The sequence below is a fragment of the Microcoleus sp. SVA1B4 genome (genome assembly GCF_036700545.1).
Classification (GTDB): domain Bacteria; phylum Cyanobacteriota; class Cyanobacteriia; order Cyanobacteriales; family Microcoleaceae; genus Microcoleus.
Window position 1 is genome coordinate 1 of sequence record NZ_JAUBPB010000019.1, and the last position, 14,870, is coordinate 14,870.

Annotated in this window: 18 protein-coding genes; 8 read left to right on the forward strand and 10 right to left on the reverse strand. The window is 43.4% G+C overall.

Annotated elements, in window-relative coordinates:
• Positions 1 to 402 precede the first annotated feature (402 nt).
• Positions 403 to 669 (forward strand): extracellular matrix/biofilm regulator RemA, encoded by a 267-nt coding sequence (gene remA, locus QT987_RS11460; RefSeq protein WP_006632566.1) that lies wholly within the window; start codon positions 403 to 405, stop codon positions 667 to 669.
• Between the two features lie 78 nt (positions 670 to 747).
• Complete coding sequence (gene gmk, locus QT987_RS11465) at positions 748 to 1,302, forward strand: guanylate kinase (RefSeq protein ID WP_333240027.1); 555 nt, start codon at positions 748 to 750, stop codon at positions 1,300 to 1,302.
• 116 nt (positions 1,303 to 1,418) lie between these two features.
• Here the strand turns inward: gmk and QT987_RS11470 are convergent, their stop codons facing one another.
• Positions 1,419 to 2,210, reverse strand: coding sequence for a hypothetical protein (locus QT987_RS11470; protein ID WP_333239893.1), 792 nt, complete (start codon positions 2,208 to 2,210; stop codon positions 1,419 to 1,421).
• 258 nt (positions 2,211 to 2,468) lie between these two features.
• Here QT987_RS11470 and xseA point away from each other — a divergent pair, with 258 nt between their 5' ends.
• Both xseA and xseB read left to right on the forward strand, forming a co-directional pair.
• Complete coding sequence (gene xseA, locus QT987_RS11475) at positions 2,469 to 3,638, forward strand: exodeoxyribonuclease VII large subunit (protein WP_333239895.1); 1,170 nt, start codon at positions 2,469 to 2,471, stop codon at positions 3,636 to 3,638.
• A complete protein-coding gene (gene xseB, locus QT987_RS11480) occupies positions 3,635 to 3,862 on the forward strand; it encodes an exodeoxyribonuclease VII small subunit (RefSeq protein ID WP_333239897.1) in 228 nt (75 codons plus the stop codon). Before xseA ends, xseB begins: the two co-directional genes overlap by 4 nt.
• Before the next feature lie 354 nt (positions 3,863 to 4,216).
• Here xseB and QT987_RS29915 read toward each other — a convergent pair whose 3' ends face one another.
• Positions 4,217 to 4,567 carry an ISAs1 family transposase gene (locus QT987_RS29915; protein ID WP_445299652.1) on the reverse strand — a complete coding sequence of 117 codons (351 nt, stop codon included), beginning with the start codon at positions 4,565 to 4,567 and terminating at the stop codon, positions 4,217 to 4,219.
• Between the two features lie 735 nt (positions 4,568 to 5,302).
• Between QT987_RS29915 and QT987_RS11485 the strand changes: the two genes are divergently transcribed.
• The gene (locus QT987_RS11485; protein ID WP_445299650.1) at positions 5,303 to 5,596 is read left to right on the forward strand and encodes a transposase; all 294 of its coding nucleotides are present in this window, start codon (positions 5,303 to 5,305) and stop codon (positions 5,594 to 5,596) included.
• Here QT987_RS11485 and QT987_RS11490 read toward each other — a convergent pair.
• The 3 genes from QT987_RS11490 to QT987_RS11500 form a co-directional block, all read right to left on the reverse strand.
• Positions 5,593 to 6,381 (reverse strand): class II glutamine amidotransferase, encoded by a 789-nt coding sequence (locus QT987_RS11490; RefSeq protein ID WP_333239899.1) that lies wholly within the window; start codon positions 6,379 to 6,381, stop codon positions 5,593 to 5,595. The genes QT987_RS11485 and QT987_RS11490 overlap by 4 nt on opposite strands.
• 291 nt (positions 6,382 to 6,672) lie before the next feature.
• Complete coding sequence (locus QT987_RS11495; RefSeq protein ID WP_333239901.1) at positions 6,673 to 7,569, reverse strand: thermonuclease family protein; 897 nt, start codon at positions 7,567 to 7,569, stop codon at positions 6,673 to 6,675.
• Between the two features lie 96 nt (positions 7,570 to 7,665).
• Positions 7,666 to 8,244: an ACP phosphodiesterase gene (locus QT987_RS11500; RefSeq protein ID WP_333239903.1), complete on the reverse strand. Its 579-nt coding sequence runs from the start codon at positions 8,242 to 8,244 to the stop codon at positions 7,666 to 7,668.
• A gap of 43 nt (positions 8,245 to 8,287) precedes the next feature.
• Here QT987_RS11500 and QT987_RS11505 point away from each other — a divergent pair, with 43 nt between their 5' ends.
• Positions 8,288 to 8,446, forward strand: coding sequence for a hypothetical protein (locus tag QT987_RS11505; RefSeq protein ID WP_333239905.1), 159 nt, complete (start codon positions 8,288 to 8,290; stop codon positions 8,444 to 8,446).
• 18 nt (positions 8,447 to 8,464) lie between these two features.
• Here QT987_RS11505 and QT987_RS11510 read toward each other — a convergent pair whose 3' ends face one another.
• The 5 genes from QT987_RS11510 to QT987_RS11530 all read right to left on the reverse strand — a co-directional run bounded on the left by QT987_RS11510 (position 8,465) and on the right by QT987_RS11530 (position 13,108).
• Positions 8,465 to 9,325 (reverse strand): restriction endonuclease, encoded by an 861-nt coding sequence (locus tag QT987_RS11510; RefSeq protein ID WP_333239907.1) that lies wholly within the window; start codon positions 9,323 to 9,325, stop codon positions 8,465 to 8,467.
• A 119-nt stretch (positions 9,326 to 9,444) separates the two neighbouring features.
• Positions 9,445 to 10,023, reverse strand: coding sequence for a Uma2 family endonuclease (locus QT987_RS11515; RefSeq protein WP_333239909.1), 579 nt, complete (start codon positions 10,021 to 10,023; stop codon positions 9,445 to 9,447).
• A gap of 134 nt (positions 10,024 to 10,157) precedes the next feature.
• Complete coding sequence (gene acs / locus QT987_RS11520) at positions 10,158 to 12,128, reverse strand: acetate--CoA ligase (protein ID WP_333239911.1); 1,971 nt, start codon at positions 12,126 to 12,128, stop codon at positions 10,158 to 10,160.
• Positions 12,129 to 12,249: 121 nt separating this feature from the next.
• Positions 12,250 to 12,612 carry a DUF5615 family PIN-like protein gene (locus QT987_RS11525; RefSeq protein ID WP_333145263.1) on the reverse strand — a complete coding sequence of 121 codons (363 nt, stop codon included), beginning with the start codon at positions 12,610 to 12,612 and terminating at the stop codon, positions 12,250 to 12,252.
• Positions 12,590 to 13,108: a DUF433 domain-containing protein gene (locus tag QT987_RS11530; protein WP_445299720.1), complete on the reverse strand. Its 519-nt coding sequence runs from the start codon at positions 13,106 to 13,108 to the stop codon at positions 12,590 to 12,592. Before QT987_RS11530 ends, QT987_RS11525 begins: the two co-directional genes overlap by 23 nt.
• A gap of 75 nt (positions 13,109 to 13,183) precedes the next feature.
• On the opposite strand from QT987_RS11530, the gene QT987_RS11535 reads away from it, so the two are divergent.
• Together QT987_RS11535 and QT987_RS11540 are read left to right on the forward strand one after the other, a co-directional pair.
• Positions 13,184 to 13,894, forward strand: coding sequence for a restriction endonuclease subunit R (locus QT987_RS11535; protein ID WP_333239913.1), 711 nt, complete (start codon positions 13,184 to 13,186; stop codon positions 13,892 to 13,894).
• Positions 13,895 to 14,013: 119 nt separating this feature from the next.
• Positions 14,014 to 14,862 carry a site-specific DNA-methyltransferase gene (locus QT987_RS11540; protein WP_333145261.1) on the forward strand — a complete coding sequence of 283 codons (849 nt, stop codon included), beginning with the start codon at positions 14,014 to 14,016 and terminating at the stop codon, positions 14,860 to 14,862.
• Positions 14,863 to 14,870 lie beyond the last annotated feature (8 nt).

Consider the following 14,870-nt stretch of genomic DNA (forward strand, 5'->3'; position numbering starts at 1 on the left):
CGTCCAAAAAGGACGGGCGGGACGCCCATCCCACAATAACAATTAAAATTGTAAGTTATTTAATTCGCGATCCTTAAAAACTGTCCGGAGTATTGCTATCTGGGAAATTAAATTTATATTTCGCAACATTTACTGGATGTTGTCTCGATACAGCTAATGCTATCATTTGCAACTCAAAATCGACGCTTTTACTGAATCTTTAAGATAGAGCGACAACAGCGAGTCTTTTTTAAATTTTTGATAAAGAACGGGGTACTAGGCGTCAAAAGGGTAAAATTTTTAGGTAGGAAATAAAAAAGTTAATTGCGATTAATTTGAGGATTGTCATAAAAAATCTTTGTATATTATATGATCAAAAGTAAGGATTGATAGTCAATCGTTCACCTACAGATTAAGAATTTCATGGATATTCAATTAATTAATATCGGTTTTGGTAACATTGTGTCTGCTAATCGAGTGATTGCCATTGTCAGTCCCGAGTCAGCGCCAATTAAGCGGATTATTACTGATGCACGGGAGCGGGGACAACTGGTTGACGCAACTTACGGCCGCCGCACGAGAGCGGTAATTATTACAGATTCGAGTCACGTCATCCTCTCGGCGATTCAGCCGGAAACTGTTGCTAATCGTTTTGTGATCAGCAAAGACGGTCAAGGTCGGGATGATTGAGGTTTGTCAGTTGCAATTTGAGCGCTTACGGTCTAAAGTAAGCAGAAACTTAAATTGTTACACGTTTCTATTCTCAAAATGAAATCTGGTAAATTAATTGTTCTGACGGGGCCTAGCGGTGTGGGGAAAGGCACCTTAGTACGATCGCTCCTCAATCGCCATTCCGAATTGTATCTTTCGGTATCGGTGACAACTCGTGAGCCCCGTGAGGGAGAAATTGAGGGAAAGCATTACTATTTTGTTAGCCGCAGCCGTTTTGAACAAATGGTTGAGGCTGGAGATTTGGCGGAATGGGCCCAGTTTGCCGGTAATTTTTACGGTACTCCTTATTTTGGTCTTAAACAAGGAATCGGTGAGGGAAAATCGGTAATCCTGGAAATTGAGCTGGAAGGGGCAAGGCAAATTAGGAATAATTTTCCAGAGGCGCTGCGAATTTTTATTTTACCTCCTTCTTGGGAAGAATTGGAGCGACGGCTGCGGAGTCGGGGTCAAGATTCCGAAAGTGCGATCGCCCGTCGGTTGGTGCGGGCTAAAGAGGAAATTGAAGCGGCGGGGGAATTCGATTTCCAAGTTGTTAATGACGATTTGGAAGTTGCTTTGAAAAAGCTAGAATCAATACTTAATTTGGAGTAACTTTTAGGTGGGGATGAGTGAATTTTGAAGTTTTATTGATATTAATGCCCAACAGCACGACACGAAAGTCACGGATACACTGATAGTTGTTTTTTCTTCTAACTTCTGAATCACCATTAAGAATTAATCCGTGTATCCGTGTCAAAATCAGTGTCGTGCATTCCTTGTTCCTTCAATCTTACCCATTTCTCCGTCCTGGCTAAAACTTCGCTACTTTGTTTGATAGCAACACAAACTTTTAAATTCAATTCGAGAATATTAGATGAAGGAGACATTTTTCTCAACGGTTCAATTTCGCGAGCAGAACAGCCCAACATTTCCATATAAGCTAGCGTCCAGCCAATAGCTGCAATGTCCCCTACATTGCCTTCTCCAGCGCAAAGGTAACAACCCAATTCGCCCTCCGGCCCACACTCAGGACACACCCAATTGCCCAGTTGTGAATGGAGTAGATTTGTGCGGGAGGCGGATGCGATTGTTAATGCTTTAATATGATTTTGAACGACTTGTTTAAAACCTCGGTTTTGGTTGCTGCGGTAGTCGGAATTGCCGTGCGATCGCCCGATTGCTACTGCTTGCTGTTGTGGCGAAGCAAGAGAGGCTGTTTGGTTCTCCCTGGTTACTCTAGATTCGCCTAGGTTCGCAGTTAGCTGAATACCATAGTCTTTCGACTCTTCAGTCTGAGAGTGGTTGAGTGGGCTGGAGGAATCGGGTTCGGAAGTTGTGAAGGATTGTTCTATGCGATCCTCTTCGAGGGCTTCGCCAACGGCAAAATCTTGCATTGAGAGGTGATGTTCGATCGCCAAAGACCAAGTTCTTTTATGTCGGAGGTCGCCATATTTTCTGGCTTCTTCCTCAGTAATGCCGATCGCCGCAGCCTCTTGGCGCAGCACATTAATCGAAGTCATTGTATCTGATATCATTAGTTTGTTTGCAGTTAAATTTACGATCGCCCGCTCAGCCTACAAATAAATTACCTTAGATATAGTACAATAGTCCGGACTATTTTTAGATTGTCTTCTGAAATCCGTGATTTTCCGTTATGAAGGAGATTGCACAATCGCCCTGAAACCCTTATTTTACGCTTGGCAATCACACAGTGTCCGAAGCATTGATAGTAGCCTAAATCTAAAATCTAAAATCTAAAATCTAAAATCTAAAATTGGATGACTTCAATTCTTCCCGATACAGCTTTATCTGTTGCTGGACTAACATCTTACCTGCAAGACTTGTTGGAGGGCGATCGCAACCTGCAATCAATTTGGCTGACAGGCGAGGTGTCGAACGTTTCGCACCACCCCAGCGGCTGCTTTTTCACTCTGTGCGACACCGACAAAAGCGCTGCGATTCGCTGCGTGGTGTGGAATTCTCAGCGGCAAAAATTGGTGCAAATGCCCGCAAAAGGGGAACAGTTGCTGGTTTTGGGAAGCATCCGGGTTTACAAAAATCGCGGCGAGTACCAGTTGACGGTTGTGCAATCGCTACCGGCTGGGGAAGGATTGCAGGCTTTGCGGTTGCAGCAATTGCGATCGCGCTTGGATGCTGAGGGTTTCTTCGATCCCGCCCGAAAGCGCCCGATTCCGGCACACCCGCAAATTGTGGCAGTGGTGACATCCGATACTGGCGCTGCTTGGGGAGACATTCAGCGGACTCTAGCCCAAAGATATCCGGGTTTGCGGGTGTTGCTGTCACCGACAGGAGTGCAGGGAGAATTGGCTGCTGCTGCCATTGCTAGGGCGATCGCGCGCGTAGAATTGGACGGTAGGGCGGAGGTGATCATTTTAGGGCGGGGCGGCGGTTCTGCGGAAGATTTGGCTTGTTTTAATGATGAGAGAGTTGTCAGGGCGATCGCGAATTGTGCGATTCCAATTATTACAGGTATCGGACACGAAAGAGACGAATCTCTCGCCGATTTAGTAGCAGATAAACGAGCCCACACTCCAACAGCGGCGGCGGTTCAAGCTGTACCAATTTTAGCAGATATTTACTTTGAACACAAGCAGCGAATGGTCAATTTAGCAAGTGCTGTGCGGGCCAGATTTCAGGCAGAAGAAGAGCATTTGCAACAGTTACAAAATCGATTAAAACGTTTGCCTGCGACATCCCGAACTTTGCGGCAGGCAACTGGTAAACTGGAGGTATTGCAAGAAAAGTTATCCGCCCTGAATCCGGCGGCGGTATTGCAAAGGGGTTATGCGGCGGTAATCCAAAGTGACGGTACGATCGTCCGCACAACTGACGGTTTGGAATTGGGAGAGGAATTGACTGTGAGGTTGAGTCGGGGCGTGCTGAAAGTTAAGATTGTAGAAGTATTGGATGCGGAAGACAAGTTATGATTGATTCGCAGTTGCGCCAGTCTGACTGGAATTATGAGGAAACGGTCGATCGAATTGAAGCGATTATCGATCGGGTGGAATCGGGAGAGTTGCCCCTAGAGGAGGTTTTCGAGCAGTTTGGGGTGGCTGTCGAGTGTTTGCAGCAGTGCGAAAGCTTTTTGGCGCGGGGGAAGGAACAGATGGATTTGTCGATCGAGCTTTTGGCTGCAGAACCCGATTTTTAACCGGAGATAAACTCGGATTAATGTGGATAAAATAGCGCGTTTTGCCGAAATCCAGACAGGGAATTAATTCCCTGTCTCCTCGCAAAAGTCTTCGCTATGAGGAGTGTTAAACTGATAATACTCAATCCGGGTTTCCTACCCCCCTTCTTATTACCAAACGCAGAATCACAATCGACATTCTTTACCTTAAAATCAGGTTACTTTGCATCACTACTTTATTTGATTTTTTTAGTCACATTCATCTTCCCATATTGCTTGATACTCCAAAAGCTGTTCCCCTCGGATAATACACAAATTGCCCGTAACTTTTGCAGCATCCAAGCCGCGAATTAATACAGGGTAAGAGCATCTCAATCACCCTTGACAAAAGGACTCAAAAGAATCTAATATATTGTCAGCAAAACAAGAACGAATAATTTGAATCAAATCATCACTATCCATAGCTGCCCTTTTCATTTTTTGTCTAAAACTACGTTTGTAAGTCGGTTCACGATTGAAGGCATTGAGCGCGAGCCGTCGCAGGACAGCTAAATTCTGGGGACTGTGGAAAAAGCGAATCCGGCAGGCATCTTCAGCAAAGGTAGAATCTAAAGCCCAATGAGCCTCATTTTCAATCCCCCAATGTTTTCGGAGAACTCGACCTAAAAGTTGAGCATCACTATTTAAAGAAGTTAGAAATGAAAAATAAATAAGTTGATGAGTTATCGGTTATAATGAAAAAAGTGTGAGATAAAAATTTTCAATCCTACAGAGAACAACTCACAACTAATTTTTATACTTAACTATTCTAATTTAGTTTTAACTCCCTGTATGAGTCTAATTCAATTGAGTCAAAAATTAAAAACTTTTATAAATCATTATCCGAAAAAGATCAAAGAAGATATGCAGCTTTCTTAAGCTCAAAAATTAGGATGGGGTGGAATTAGCTATGTAATGCAAATTTTGGGATGCAGTCGAAATACTATCATCAAGGTAATAGAAGATTTAGAAAAAATGGAATTAAAGACACTGAATAGTTCCAGGATAAGAAAGATAGGAGGGGAAAGAAAAAGTATTCTGTCTACTAAAATCGGCATTGATGCAGAATTTTTATAAATTTTAAAAAATCACACAGCCTGAGACCCAATGAATGAGTTAATCAAATAAACTAATTTGACGCATAAAGAAATAGCTTCTGCAATACAAGCGGCAGGTTTTACCATTAGTCTCCCCTTAGTGGCAAAACTATTAAAAAATCATTGGTATGTGAAACGAAAACAAAAAACAAATAATATAGCCTTTCGAGCGAAAGATGAGGTATCATGTTACTGACACTCACTCGTGAGGGTCATTCGATTTTAGATTTTAGATTTTAGATTTTGGAGGCGACCCCACGGATAAATTTGGGGGACGCAAGGATTTTAGATTTGAGATTTTGGATTGATTCCACGGATAAATCACGTGGCGGGTACCATCAATAAATTCTTGGTAAAAAAAGCTATTGAAAAGAAAGGCGCAAAATTAATATACTTATCACCTTATTCACCAGATTTTTCACCAATTGAGAATCTATGGTCAAAACTTAAAATCATTCTCCGTTCTATCAAGACTACTAATTATCAAGAGTTAGGAAAAACCATCGAGTTTGCGTTCGGACAAGTTACAGCGTCAAATATTTTTAATTGGTATTACACACGGCTGTTATTGTACCTCATCTTTCTGAGAAAGGCTATAAATTTGTTTAAATCTCCTTAACTTAACTCTAGCCGCCCAGAAGAGACAGGCAAACCATCCTGAAATACCAGCAATTCTCCTGGCTGAATTTGCGTCCAAACTTCGTTATCTGTCAGCGGAAAAGTGGCAATAACAGCCACGCGATCGCCCTCCTTAGTCAATTCCCGAAAATCGACTGTTACATCTTCGTCGATCGAGTGAGCGCTAGCAAAAGGTGCTTGTCGCACAATATAATGCAGATTAGTAGAACAGTGGGTGAACAAGTGTTCTCCATCCGAAAGTAAATAATTAAAAATTCCGTGTTCTGCCAAACTTTTAGTGATTTCCTCCAGTACCGGGTAAATTTCCGCTACAGCAGGCTTACTTTGAGGAAAAGTAGAGCGCAGCTTTTCTAATATCAAACAGAATGCTTTTTCGCTGTCAGTTTTGCCAACCGGTTTGTAGACTCCGGCATATTCTGGATAAAAACTTTCGAGATTTCCGTTGTGAGCAAACACCCAATAACGTCCCCACAGTTCCCGAATAAAAGGGTGGCAGTTTTCCAGAGCAATTTCGCCTTGGGTAGCTTTGCGGATGTGAGCAATGACGTTAGTTGAATGAATGGGATAGCGACGCACTACTTCAGCAACCGGAGAAGCAATCGCAGGTTTAGAGTCTATAAAAAGGCGACATCCCAAACCTTCAAAGAAAGCAATTCCCCAACCGTCTTGATGAACGTCTGTTCTGCCACCTCTTGCAGAAAAACCCTCAAAAGAAAAGCAAATATCTGTTGGAACATTGCAGTTCATTCCCAGTAATTGGCACATAGCTTTTAAATTTCTGGAGTTTGGATAGATGTCGCAGCTATTGGCAGCTACAGATTGGCGATTATACTATTATAGTATGAATTGATTTAGCCTAATAAAAAAACACAATAATTTTTGATTTTCAACCGTCATGCTACTTAAAATTCAAAAAATGCGCGAAGCCAAGCTATCCCGTTCGTTAAGTGGGCCCGTTGCGGTAGGGAATCGCCCAAAATTCAATCCCGTTCCTCGGAGAACAGTCTTCATCGTTCCATTTCTCCTGCAATTTTGTTAATTAAATTTATGTAAAATTCACTTTTGTGGGGGAAAGTCTGAAAGTTGTTTGATATCCTTCAAAACTATTTGAGGCTTCCCTTTGTACTGTTCTACCTTCCCACTGACATACACATATCCCCGTCCCAGACCCGCATAACGTTTCTCGATTAGCCGCTTCAAGGGAGCTCTTTCATCAGTTTCAGCATCTGGTATCCACAAATCTAATTTATGATATACCGAACCAGCATAAATTAGAGCGCTACCGCCGCTCCATTTAGTAATTCCCGCCTGCAAATCGCAGAAAATAGTAAGAGATTTAGCTTTCTCAGAAGCAGCTAATATTTTCGGATAGTGCAACCTCAAAGAAAGCGCTCCTGCCGTTGCTTCCGACAACCGAAACTCTTCAACAATCGAGCCTCGCATCGACCACCAAGGCAGTAAATTAGCATAGTTGCGAGAGGGGATTTTGGCATTGATAATCGGATTCCAAATCATCAGATTGTAAGCTTTTGCTGCCGATTCTGCCTCAGTCATTTGTCGGTGATACAATCGGGAGCGCCCGTATTTGACGAAGTAGGGACTCCAGCCTTCTTCAATCAGTTTAAGATTGTAATTTTCTCCGTCTTTATGTACGTAACAGAGGAGACGCCCGTAGTTGTCGCGGTGTTTTTGTAGAGCCACTTCAACCGAATCGTCTGTATCAAATTCTATGTCAATTTGAGCAAGTCCGCCATCTGCTGTCGCAAAGTATTTTTTAGCCATTTCCGTACCTGCTTTCCCCGCCGCAGTTACAGGTTTAGAGCCTCCCGGATGACTTTCTTCTGTATCGACGCAAATCAGGCGCAGAGCCTCTATTTTGCCGTTGAGAGAAATTTTGATGCTGTCGCCATCAACTACTTTGGTTATTTGCAGGTTCGGAATTCTGGTTGCCATATTTTGAACCCTGTTGCACTTGAGATTTCATGCAGGTATCGCTTGGAGTATACACGAGTTCGTTATCAATAGCAACTGTAATTTTTGTGGTTTGTATTAATATTTGTCAACGGTGGCGTATTTTATCAAGTCTGGGAAAAACTCTCGAAAATCTGATTCTAATCGCTGATAGTTAGCTGTCAAATCTTCTATGCCGCTTGCCAAGTTATTTGTCCGTTTGAGTCGCGCCGACATTCTTGTAAGAGTGATGCCGATTTCGGCGATGTCCTGATAAGATGAAAGCAAGTCGCGGGCAATTATTGTGGGCAGCACCCGCTGGAGAGATTCAGGCAATATATCGCGGTTGTCTTGCAGGATTTTATAGACATCCTGAGAAAAATCGGGTAGCGGAATTTCTGAATATTCCCGCCAATTTTTAGCCAAGAAGTGGTCGTAAAACACGTCAATCAAAACTCCAGCAAACCTGCGTCTATCGGCGCAAACAAGGCTTTTACTCGATCGCACTATTGCGTGAGAGTCGGTGTAGCTATCTACTTTGCGGTGCAAATCGATGCCTTTTCTAATTTCATCGGGATAAAGGTTGATTGCCGAACCTTTGACAAAATCTCCTAAGAGGTTGCCAATCAGGGATTCTGGCGTGCCTTTTGATAAGAATAGATGAGCCAAATAATTCATTGCTACAGTAAAAATATCTAAGATAGCATAAGGAGAAAGAATAATGACTCTTCTGGAATGTGTAAAACCGGGTGCTAAATTCGGTCAAATTATTCTTGCCTTCGATGAATTTTGGATAACAAAAGAGCGATCGCCTAAATGTAGTATGCAGGCGATCGCTCCACCCACGCTCAAATATTGCTTGCGATCGATTGATTCTTGATCGTTTCACAATAGAAGGTTAAATATTTGTAAACCAATTAGCATCAACTTCCACAGACTCAATCATTTGTATGTTGACACCAAGCCCCAACTCTTTTAGTCGTTGAACTAACTGCTCACCATCAATCAAATCGATTGGGGGTGCGCCATCTCGTGTTGCTTCTTTGACAGCATCTCTGGTAAATGTCCCAGTTGTAATGAATAAACCTTTGTCGGTTCGCCCCTGCATTGCCCCACGGAAGTCTCTAATTTGACTAGCCGTAACAGAACCCTGATAGCGCTTGCACTGAAACAGAACATGAAAGCTCAAGAAACCACTAATACGGGCAATACCTACACCATCAATTCCACCATCGGCGGACTTACCTGTAACCTGTACTTGTATAAAGCCTGATTCACGTAGTAGGCGCTGTGCCAAACGCTCAAATGCAGAAGGTTCTAGTGATAGCAGTATTTGATGAAGTTGTTGATGCCATGCAACTTCTTCTAAAGCTTCAACGGCTCCAACATTTTCGTTTAAATTATCTGACGGCATCACCTTTTTCTTGTCAGTATCTCGAACAACCTTGACAATTTCTTTTGCATCCAGAATATCAAAATCTATAGATGTTGAAACTAAAGACCACACGCCACGTGCCGAATTTTGTAACAGCCCGTATTTCTTCAAGTAAGTACGACTCCAACCAAGTCGATACTCAACCGCACTCTGGGATTTGTTACCATGTGGGATATCCAGCACCTCGTCAGGTAAGTTGAGAATCTGCGCTACTCGGTCATAAATCTCTTCAGTAGTTCCAGATCCACCAAGCATTTGTAGAGCTTGAATTGTGGGCAAGAGCATTGAGTCAAATGTAGGGATTGAATGGGTAGCTCTGTTCATCTGAAAACTGTTGATATAATTTGCAAAACACTGCTTTTTTAATGATAAACGGATCGCATCAAAATACTGACTGCCTCTTGGCTGCTACCGTCATACATAATTTGCTAAATTGCGATCGCCTACATCTCTCGACGGAACGCTCTAATAGCTTCCCCAGCATCAGTTTCGGCCATCAAAATACAGCGTTTCATCAAATCGAGATCGAGGTTGTTGAGTCCGGGTAGCTGACTGCGATCGCTATTTTCATAGCTACCGTCATGGAGATGATATATGTTCAGTAATCCATCTTCCCAAAACCAAACCTCTGGAACACCTAAAGCTTTATAGCGCTCTAACTTACTGATTCCTCCACTGGTAAAGACAACTTCGATCGACAAATCAGGAATTGGTTTTACACTCTCAATGCAGTAGGATTCGTCTGCTTGCACAGAGACAACTCCCGATCTTTCCTGCGTCATTGCCCCTGTAGGCTTGAAGAAAATTCCCTGTTCGACGAGAAAAGTAGTCACTAAGTAACCGATAACATGAGCAAAAGTTTCGTGGTCTTCTCCAGGCATCAGAATCTCGATCGTCCCATCATAGTAAAATAGTCGCACTCTAGGGGAGCCTTCAAAGCCTTTTTGGATAAATTTAAACCGTTCCCACATTCCATGATGAACAATTCGCTGATCTGTGGTTTTGCTAAGTAGTGGAGGCATCGCGCTCAGATCCAGTCCAGAAGTTATCTTGATTGTAGCTCATATTTAACAATTAAACCGCAGATGAACGCAGATAAGATTACATCTGCGTTCATCTGCGTTAATCTGCCTACATCTGCGGTTACAAAATACCCCTACGCACCACCGCGCAACTTATCCAAAACCGTCCGGTCTTCCAAAGTCGAAGTATCCCCAGAAACCTCTTGTCCCGCCGCTAAAGAACGCAGCAAACGCCGCATAATCTTCCCGCTTCGAGTCTTCGGCAAAGCATCAGTAAATCGAATTTCGCCGGGACGGGCGATCGCCCCAATTTCCTTAACAACGTGCTGCTTCAATTCCTTAGCCAATTCATCGCTAGGTTGCTGCGAGTTGTCCAGCGTGACAAAAGCGACAATTTCCTCTCCTTTAATCTCGTCGGGTTTACCAACAACCGCAGCTTCCGCCACCGCTGGATGCGATACCAAAGCTGACTCGACTTCCATTGTGCCGAGTCGGTGTCCGGCCACATTAATTACATCGTCAACGCGGCCCATTACCCAGAAATAACCGTCTTTGTCCTTGTGCGCGCCGTCTCCAGCAAAGTACACAAACTCGCCATCTTTCGGGTGCAAATATTCCCAATAAGTGCGGCGGAAGCGATCGGCATCGTTGTAAAGTGTACGCATCATTCCCGGCCAAGGATGTTTCACCACTAAATAACCGCCGCTTTCGTTAGTGACTGGTTCGCCATCTTGGTCAACAACATCGACCACAATTCCGGGGAACGGTAGGGTTGCAGAACCGGGTTTTGTAGGAATTGCACCGGGCAAAGCGGTAATCATAATTCCCCCGGTTTCTGTTTGCCACCAAGTATCCACGATCGGACAATTCGACTTGCCAATTACTCGTTGATACCACATCCAAGCTTCGGGGTTAATCGGTTCGCCGACGGTTCCTAACAATCGTAAAGATGACAAATTGCGCGCGTTGGGCAAGTGTTCGCCCATTTTCATGAATGTTCTGATGGCGGTGGGTGCAGTATAGAAAACGGTGACGCCGTATTTTTCAATTACATCCCAAAAACAGCCAGGATTTGAAGGGCGAGGAGCACCTTCATACATTAAAGTTGTCGCACCGTTGGACAGCGGCCCGTAGACAATATAACTGTGTCCAGTAATCCAGCCGACATCAGCAGTACACCAGTAAACATCGGTATCTTGGAGGTCGAATATCCATTTGGTTGTCATGTGGGTATAAAGGTTATAACCACCGGTTGTATGGACGACTCCTTTCGGTTTGCCGGTACTGCCACTGGTGTAGAGTACGAACAGCATATCTTCGCTGTCCATCGGTTCGGCGGGACAATTTGCCGATGCACCTTTTTGCAAATCGTGCCACCAATGATCGCGCCCTGGTTCCATGTCAATTTTCTGTTTGGTGCGCTGAACTACGAGAACGTTGGTAACACTTGGTGTGGCATTATTTGCTAATGCTTTGTCTACTTGTGTTTTGAGGCCGACGGCGGTATCTTTGCGGAAGCCACCGTCTGCGGTGATGACGAGTTTTGCTTGGCCGTCGTTGAGTCGATCGCGCAAAGCTTCTGCACTAAAACCGCCAAAAACAACGCTGTGTACTGCACCGATTCTGGCGCAGGCTAGCATGGCGATCGCAGCTTCGGGAATCATGGGCATATAAATGCCGACGCGATCGCCCTTTTGGACTCCCAATTGTTTGATGACGTTCGCCATTTGGCAGACTTCGCGGTGGAGTTGCGCGTAGGTGAGGGTGCGGGAGTCTCCGGGTTCGCCTTCCCAAATCAGGGCGGCTTTATTTTTGCGCCAAGTTGTTAAGTGGCGATCGAGACAATTGTAAGAAATATTAATTTTACCGTTGACAAACCATTTAGCAACAGGCGGCTGCCAGTCGAGCACGGTATCCCAGTTTTGGAACCAGTGCAATTCTTGGGAGGCGAGTTCTGCCCAGAAGGCTTGGGGGTCAGCTTTGGCTTTGTCGTAGAGGGCTTGGTACTCTTCTAGGCTTTTGATGTGAGCTTTTTGAGAGAATTCAGCGGGCGGCTGAAATAGCCGTTTTTCATGCAGAATTGATTCGATGGTATCTTGCGACATTGCTTTTAACTTTAACTTCGCTTAGTCTTTTTAACTATTGTTTGCATAAGTTGGAGCAAAAGTATGTTTATTTTCCTTAAGACTTTGGGGAAATTTGTAAATGTTGGGACTGTCTTAGAAATTATAGCACTGGTAAATTGTAAATTCTATCTTCGTACTCATTCTCAAATGATGCTTCATAAATCAGAAGCAGTAGTTCAATATTTTGACCGATACTCAGCTTGGAATTCAGGAGAAAGATTCCGGGAATATGGCGGTTTTGCTCTAGATGATCTGTTAAATGAACAGGCATAGAGCGGCGGTTGTTGGTAACAAGAATGAAATTGTGGATTTCGCACCAAATAAGAATTTCTGGATCGAGAGTCCCTTTAGAAGGTGCTGTTAGTTCTCCCACTGCTAGAACAACCAGATCGGGATTGCGCCTGCGAATTTGGTTAACATACACAGGCTCGACATTTTCATCAAAGAGATACTGGATTGGCATCAGCTTTGCTCCTTGCCTCTCTTTCTGCTTTAAATTTGCGAAGTTTTTCTGTCACTGGGGGAGGATTACGAGTTTGTTCTTCTCGCATTTTTTCGCCCCACTCCAGCCATTCGGTTATGTATTTACCGACTGCTTCTTTGTTGTGCAGGTAGTACAAAATGGTCGCATAAACTTGTTCCTGGGTGAGCGATGTATAAATGTTAGCGATTTCTTCGGGAGTTCGAGCGCGAAATAGGTATTCATAGAGAATGGTTTCGATGCCAATGCGAGAACCTTTGAGCCGAATATCGTCAGGTCTTAGGAAGTTGAAATAGTCTTCTAGTTGCGTCGTGGTTTGGTGGTTGGCTTCATGAGATTGCTTCTCTTTATTAATGTCTGTTCCTTCGGGAACCAGCACAATTACTTCGGCTCGGCTGTTGCGATATAACTTGAGCGGTTCACCAACGCACAATTGTCCTCGATCGTCGATCGTTGCCATCACTTTAATTGCTTTCATATAATCTACCCGATTTACAGGAGCGATATCTGGTATGATTATATCATAACAAATCCGATGGTAATGCTTTTATAATTGACATTAACAGCCGATCGCACTAAAGCCATGACGCAAAATTTAGAAGCAAGCCAACTCTCGCTAAATGACGTTCGCCGCCTTCTCAAATTGGAAAGACAAATAGGAGGCTCTTTTGCTGAATTTGTATCTTTGGAACCTCTGACGGATTTTGAACAGCAGGAATTATTGCTAATCGGTAATCACTTTTGGCGTCATCTAGAAGCAGGGAAAGTTTCTGCAAAACTGGTTAAGTTTTTAGTGCTTTCACCATTAATGAGATTAGCAGGATTTTTTGATATTCCGCTCGTGCTGACAATGGAAGATAGCATCCCCATCGAGGTTGAGGATGAGGATACTTTAATTAAAGGCCGCTTGGATGTCTTAGCGGTAAATCAGCCGGATGCAGAACTCGCGGCTGCACAGTTTTGGATTTTGGTAGTGGAGGCGAAAAATAGTGCGTTAGCGAAGCCCTCGAAGAGGATCGCACCTTTGACTGGTTTGCCACAACTCCTGACTTATACTTATAAAAGTTTGCAGCAGCAATCGTCTGTTTGGGGATTGACGACGAATGGCGAAAGTTATCGGTTTGTGCGGGTGACGCGGGGAAATCCTTGTACTTATCAGATTTTACCGGAATTGAATTTGATTGAGCCAGAGCGATCGCTCTTGTTGGCGCAAGTGTTGAAAGCGATTTGCAAGTTGCAGAATGTGCAGTTGCAGTTGGCATGATGTTTGGGAATTCAGGAAGACGAATTAAGGAAGTACACATGATTTAATTACTCCCTGAGTTAATCATTAAAAACGGCAAATTTGTGCCAATATAGATTTATACCATCATAAATTTTATCATGCTTATAACTGATATAGTGAATTTTTTAGGCAAACCCTACTTCCAAGCGCCAAACTGCCTCATTTATCAGATGGACTGCTTAGAAGCAATGTCCAAGCTCCCTGATGAATGCGTCAATCTTACTGTGACCAGTCCCCCCTATAACATTGGCAAAGAATACGAAAAAACACTACCACTAGATAAATATTTAAACTGGTGTGAAAGCTGGATAAGTGAAAATTATAGGCTCATCCTTCCTAACGGCGCTTTCTGGCTCAACTTGGGGTATCTATCAATTCCCAATCAAGCTAAAGCTATCCCCATTCCCTATCTACTTTGGGACAAAATTCCTTTTTACCTAATCCAAGAAGTTATCTGGCACTATGGCGCTGGGGTTGCTGGTAGTAAGTTCTTTTCACCGCGCAATGAAAAGTTTCTTTGGTATGTTAAAAACCATAAAGACTATACATTTAACCTAGATGATGTGCGCGATCCAAATGTAAAATATCCTAATCAAAAAAAGAATGGAAAAATTAAAGTCAACTCCCAAGGCAAAAATCCGACTGATGTTTGGGAATTCCCGAAGGTAACTTCTGGTAAAAATAGAGCATCAAAAGAGCGAACCTCTCACCCCGCTCAATTTCCAAGTGCTGTTATACAGCGAATCATCAAAGCTTCATCCAACCCAAATGAAATCATTTTAGACCCTTTTTTGGGTTCAGGAACTACGGCGGTTGTTGCTTTAGATTTGCAGCGCACTATTATCGGATTTGATATCTGTCAGGAATACTGCGATTTAGCTGCCAACCGAATTGATGATTTTCTAAGACAAAAGCAGATTAGCGAAGCTCAATTATCTTTATTTTAAAGATGGTA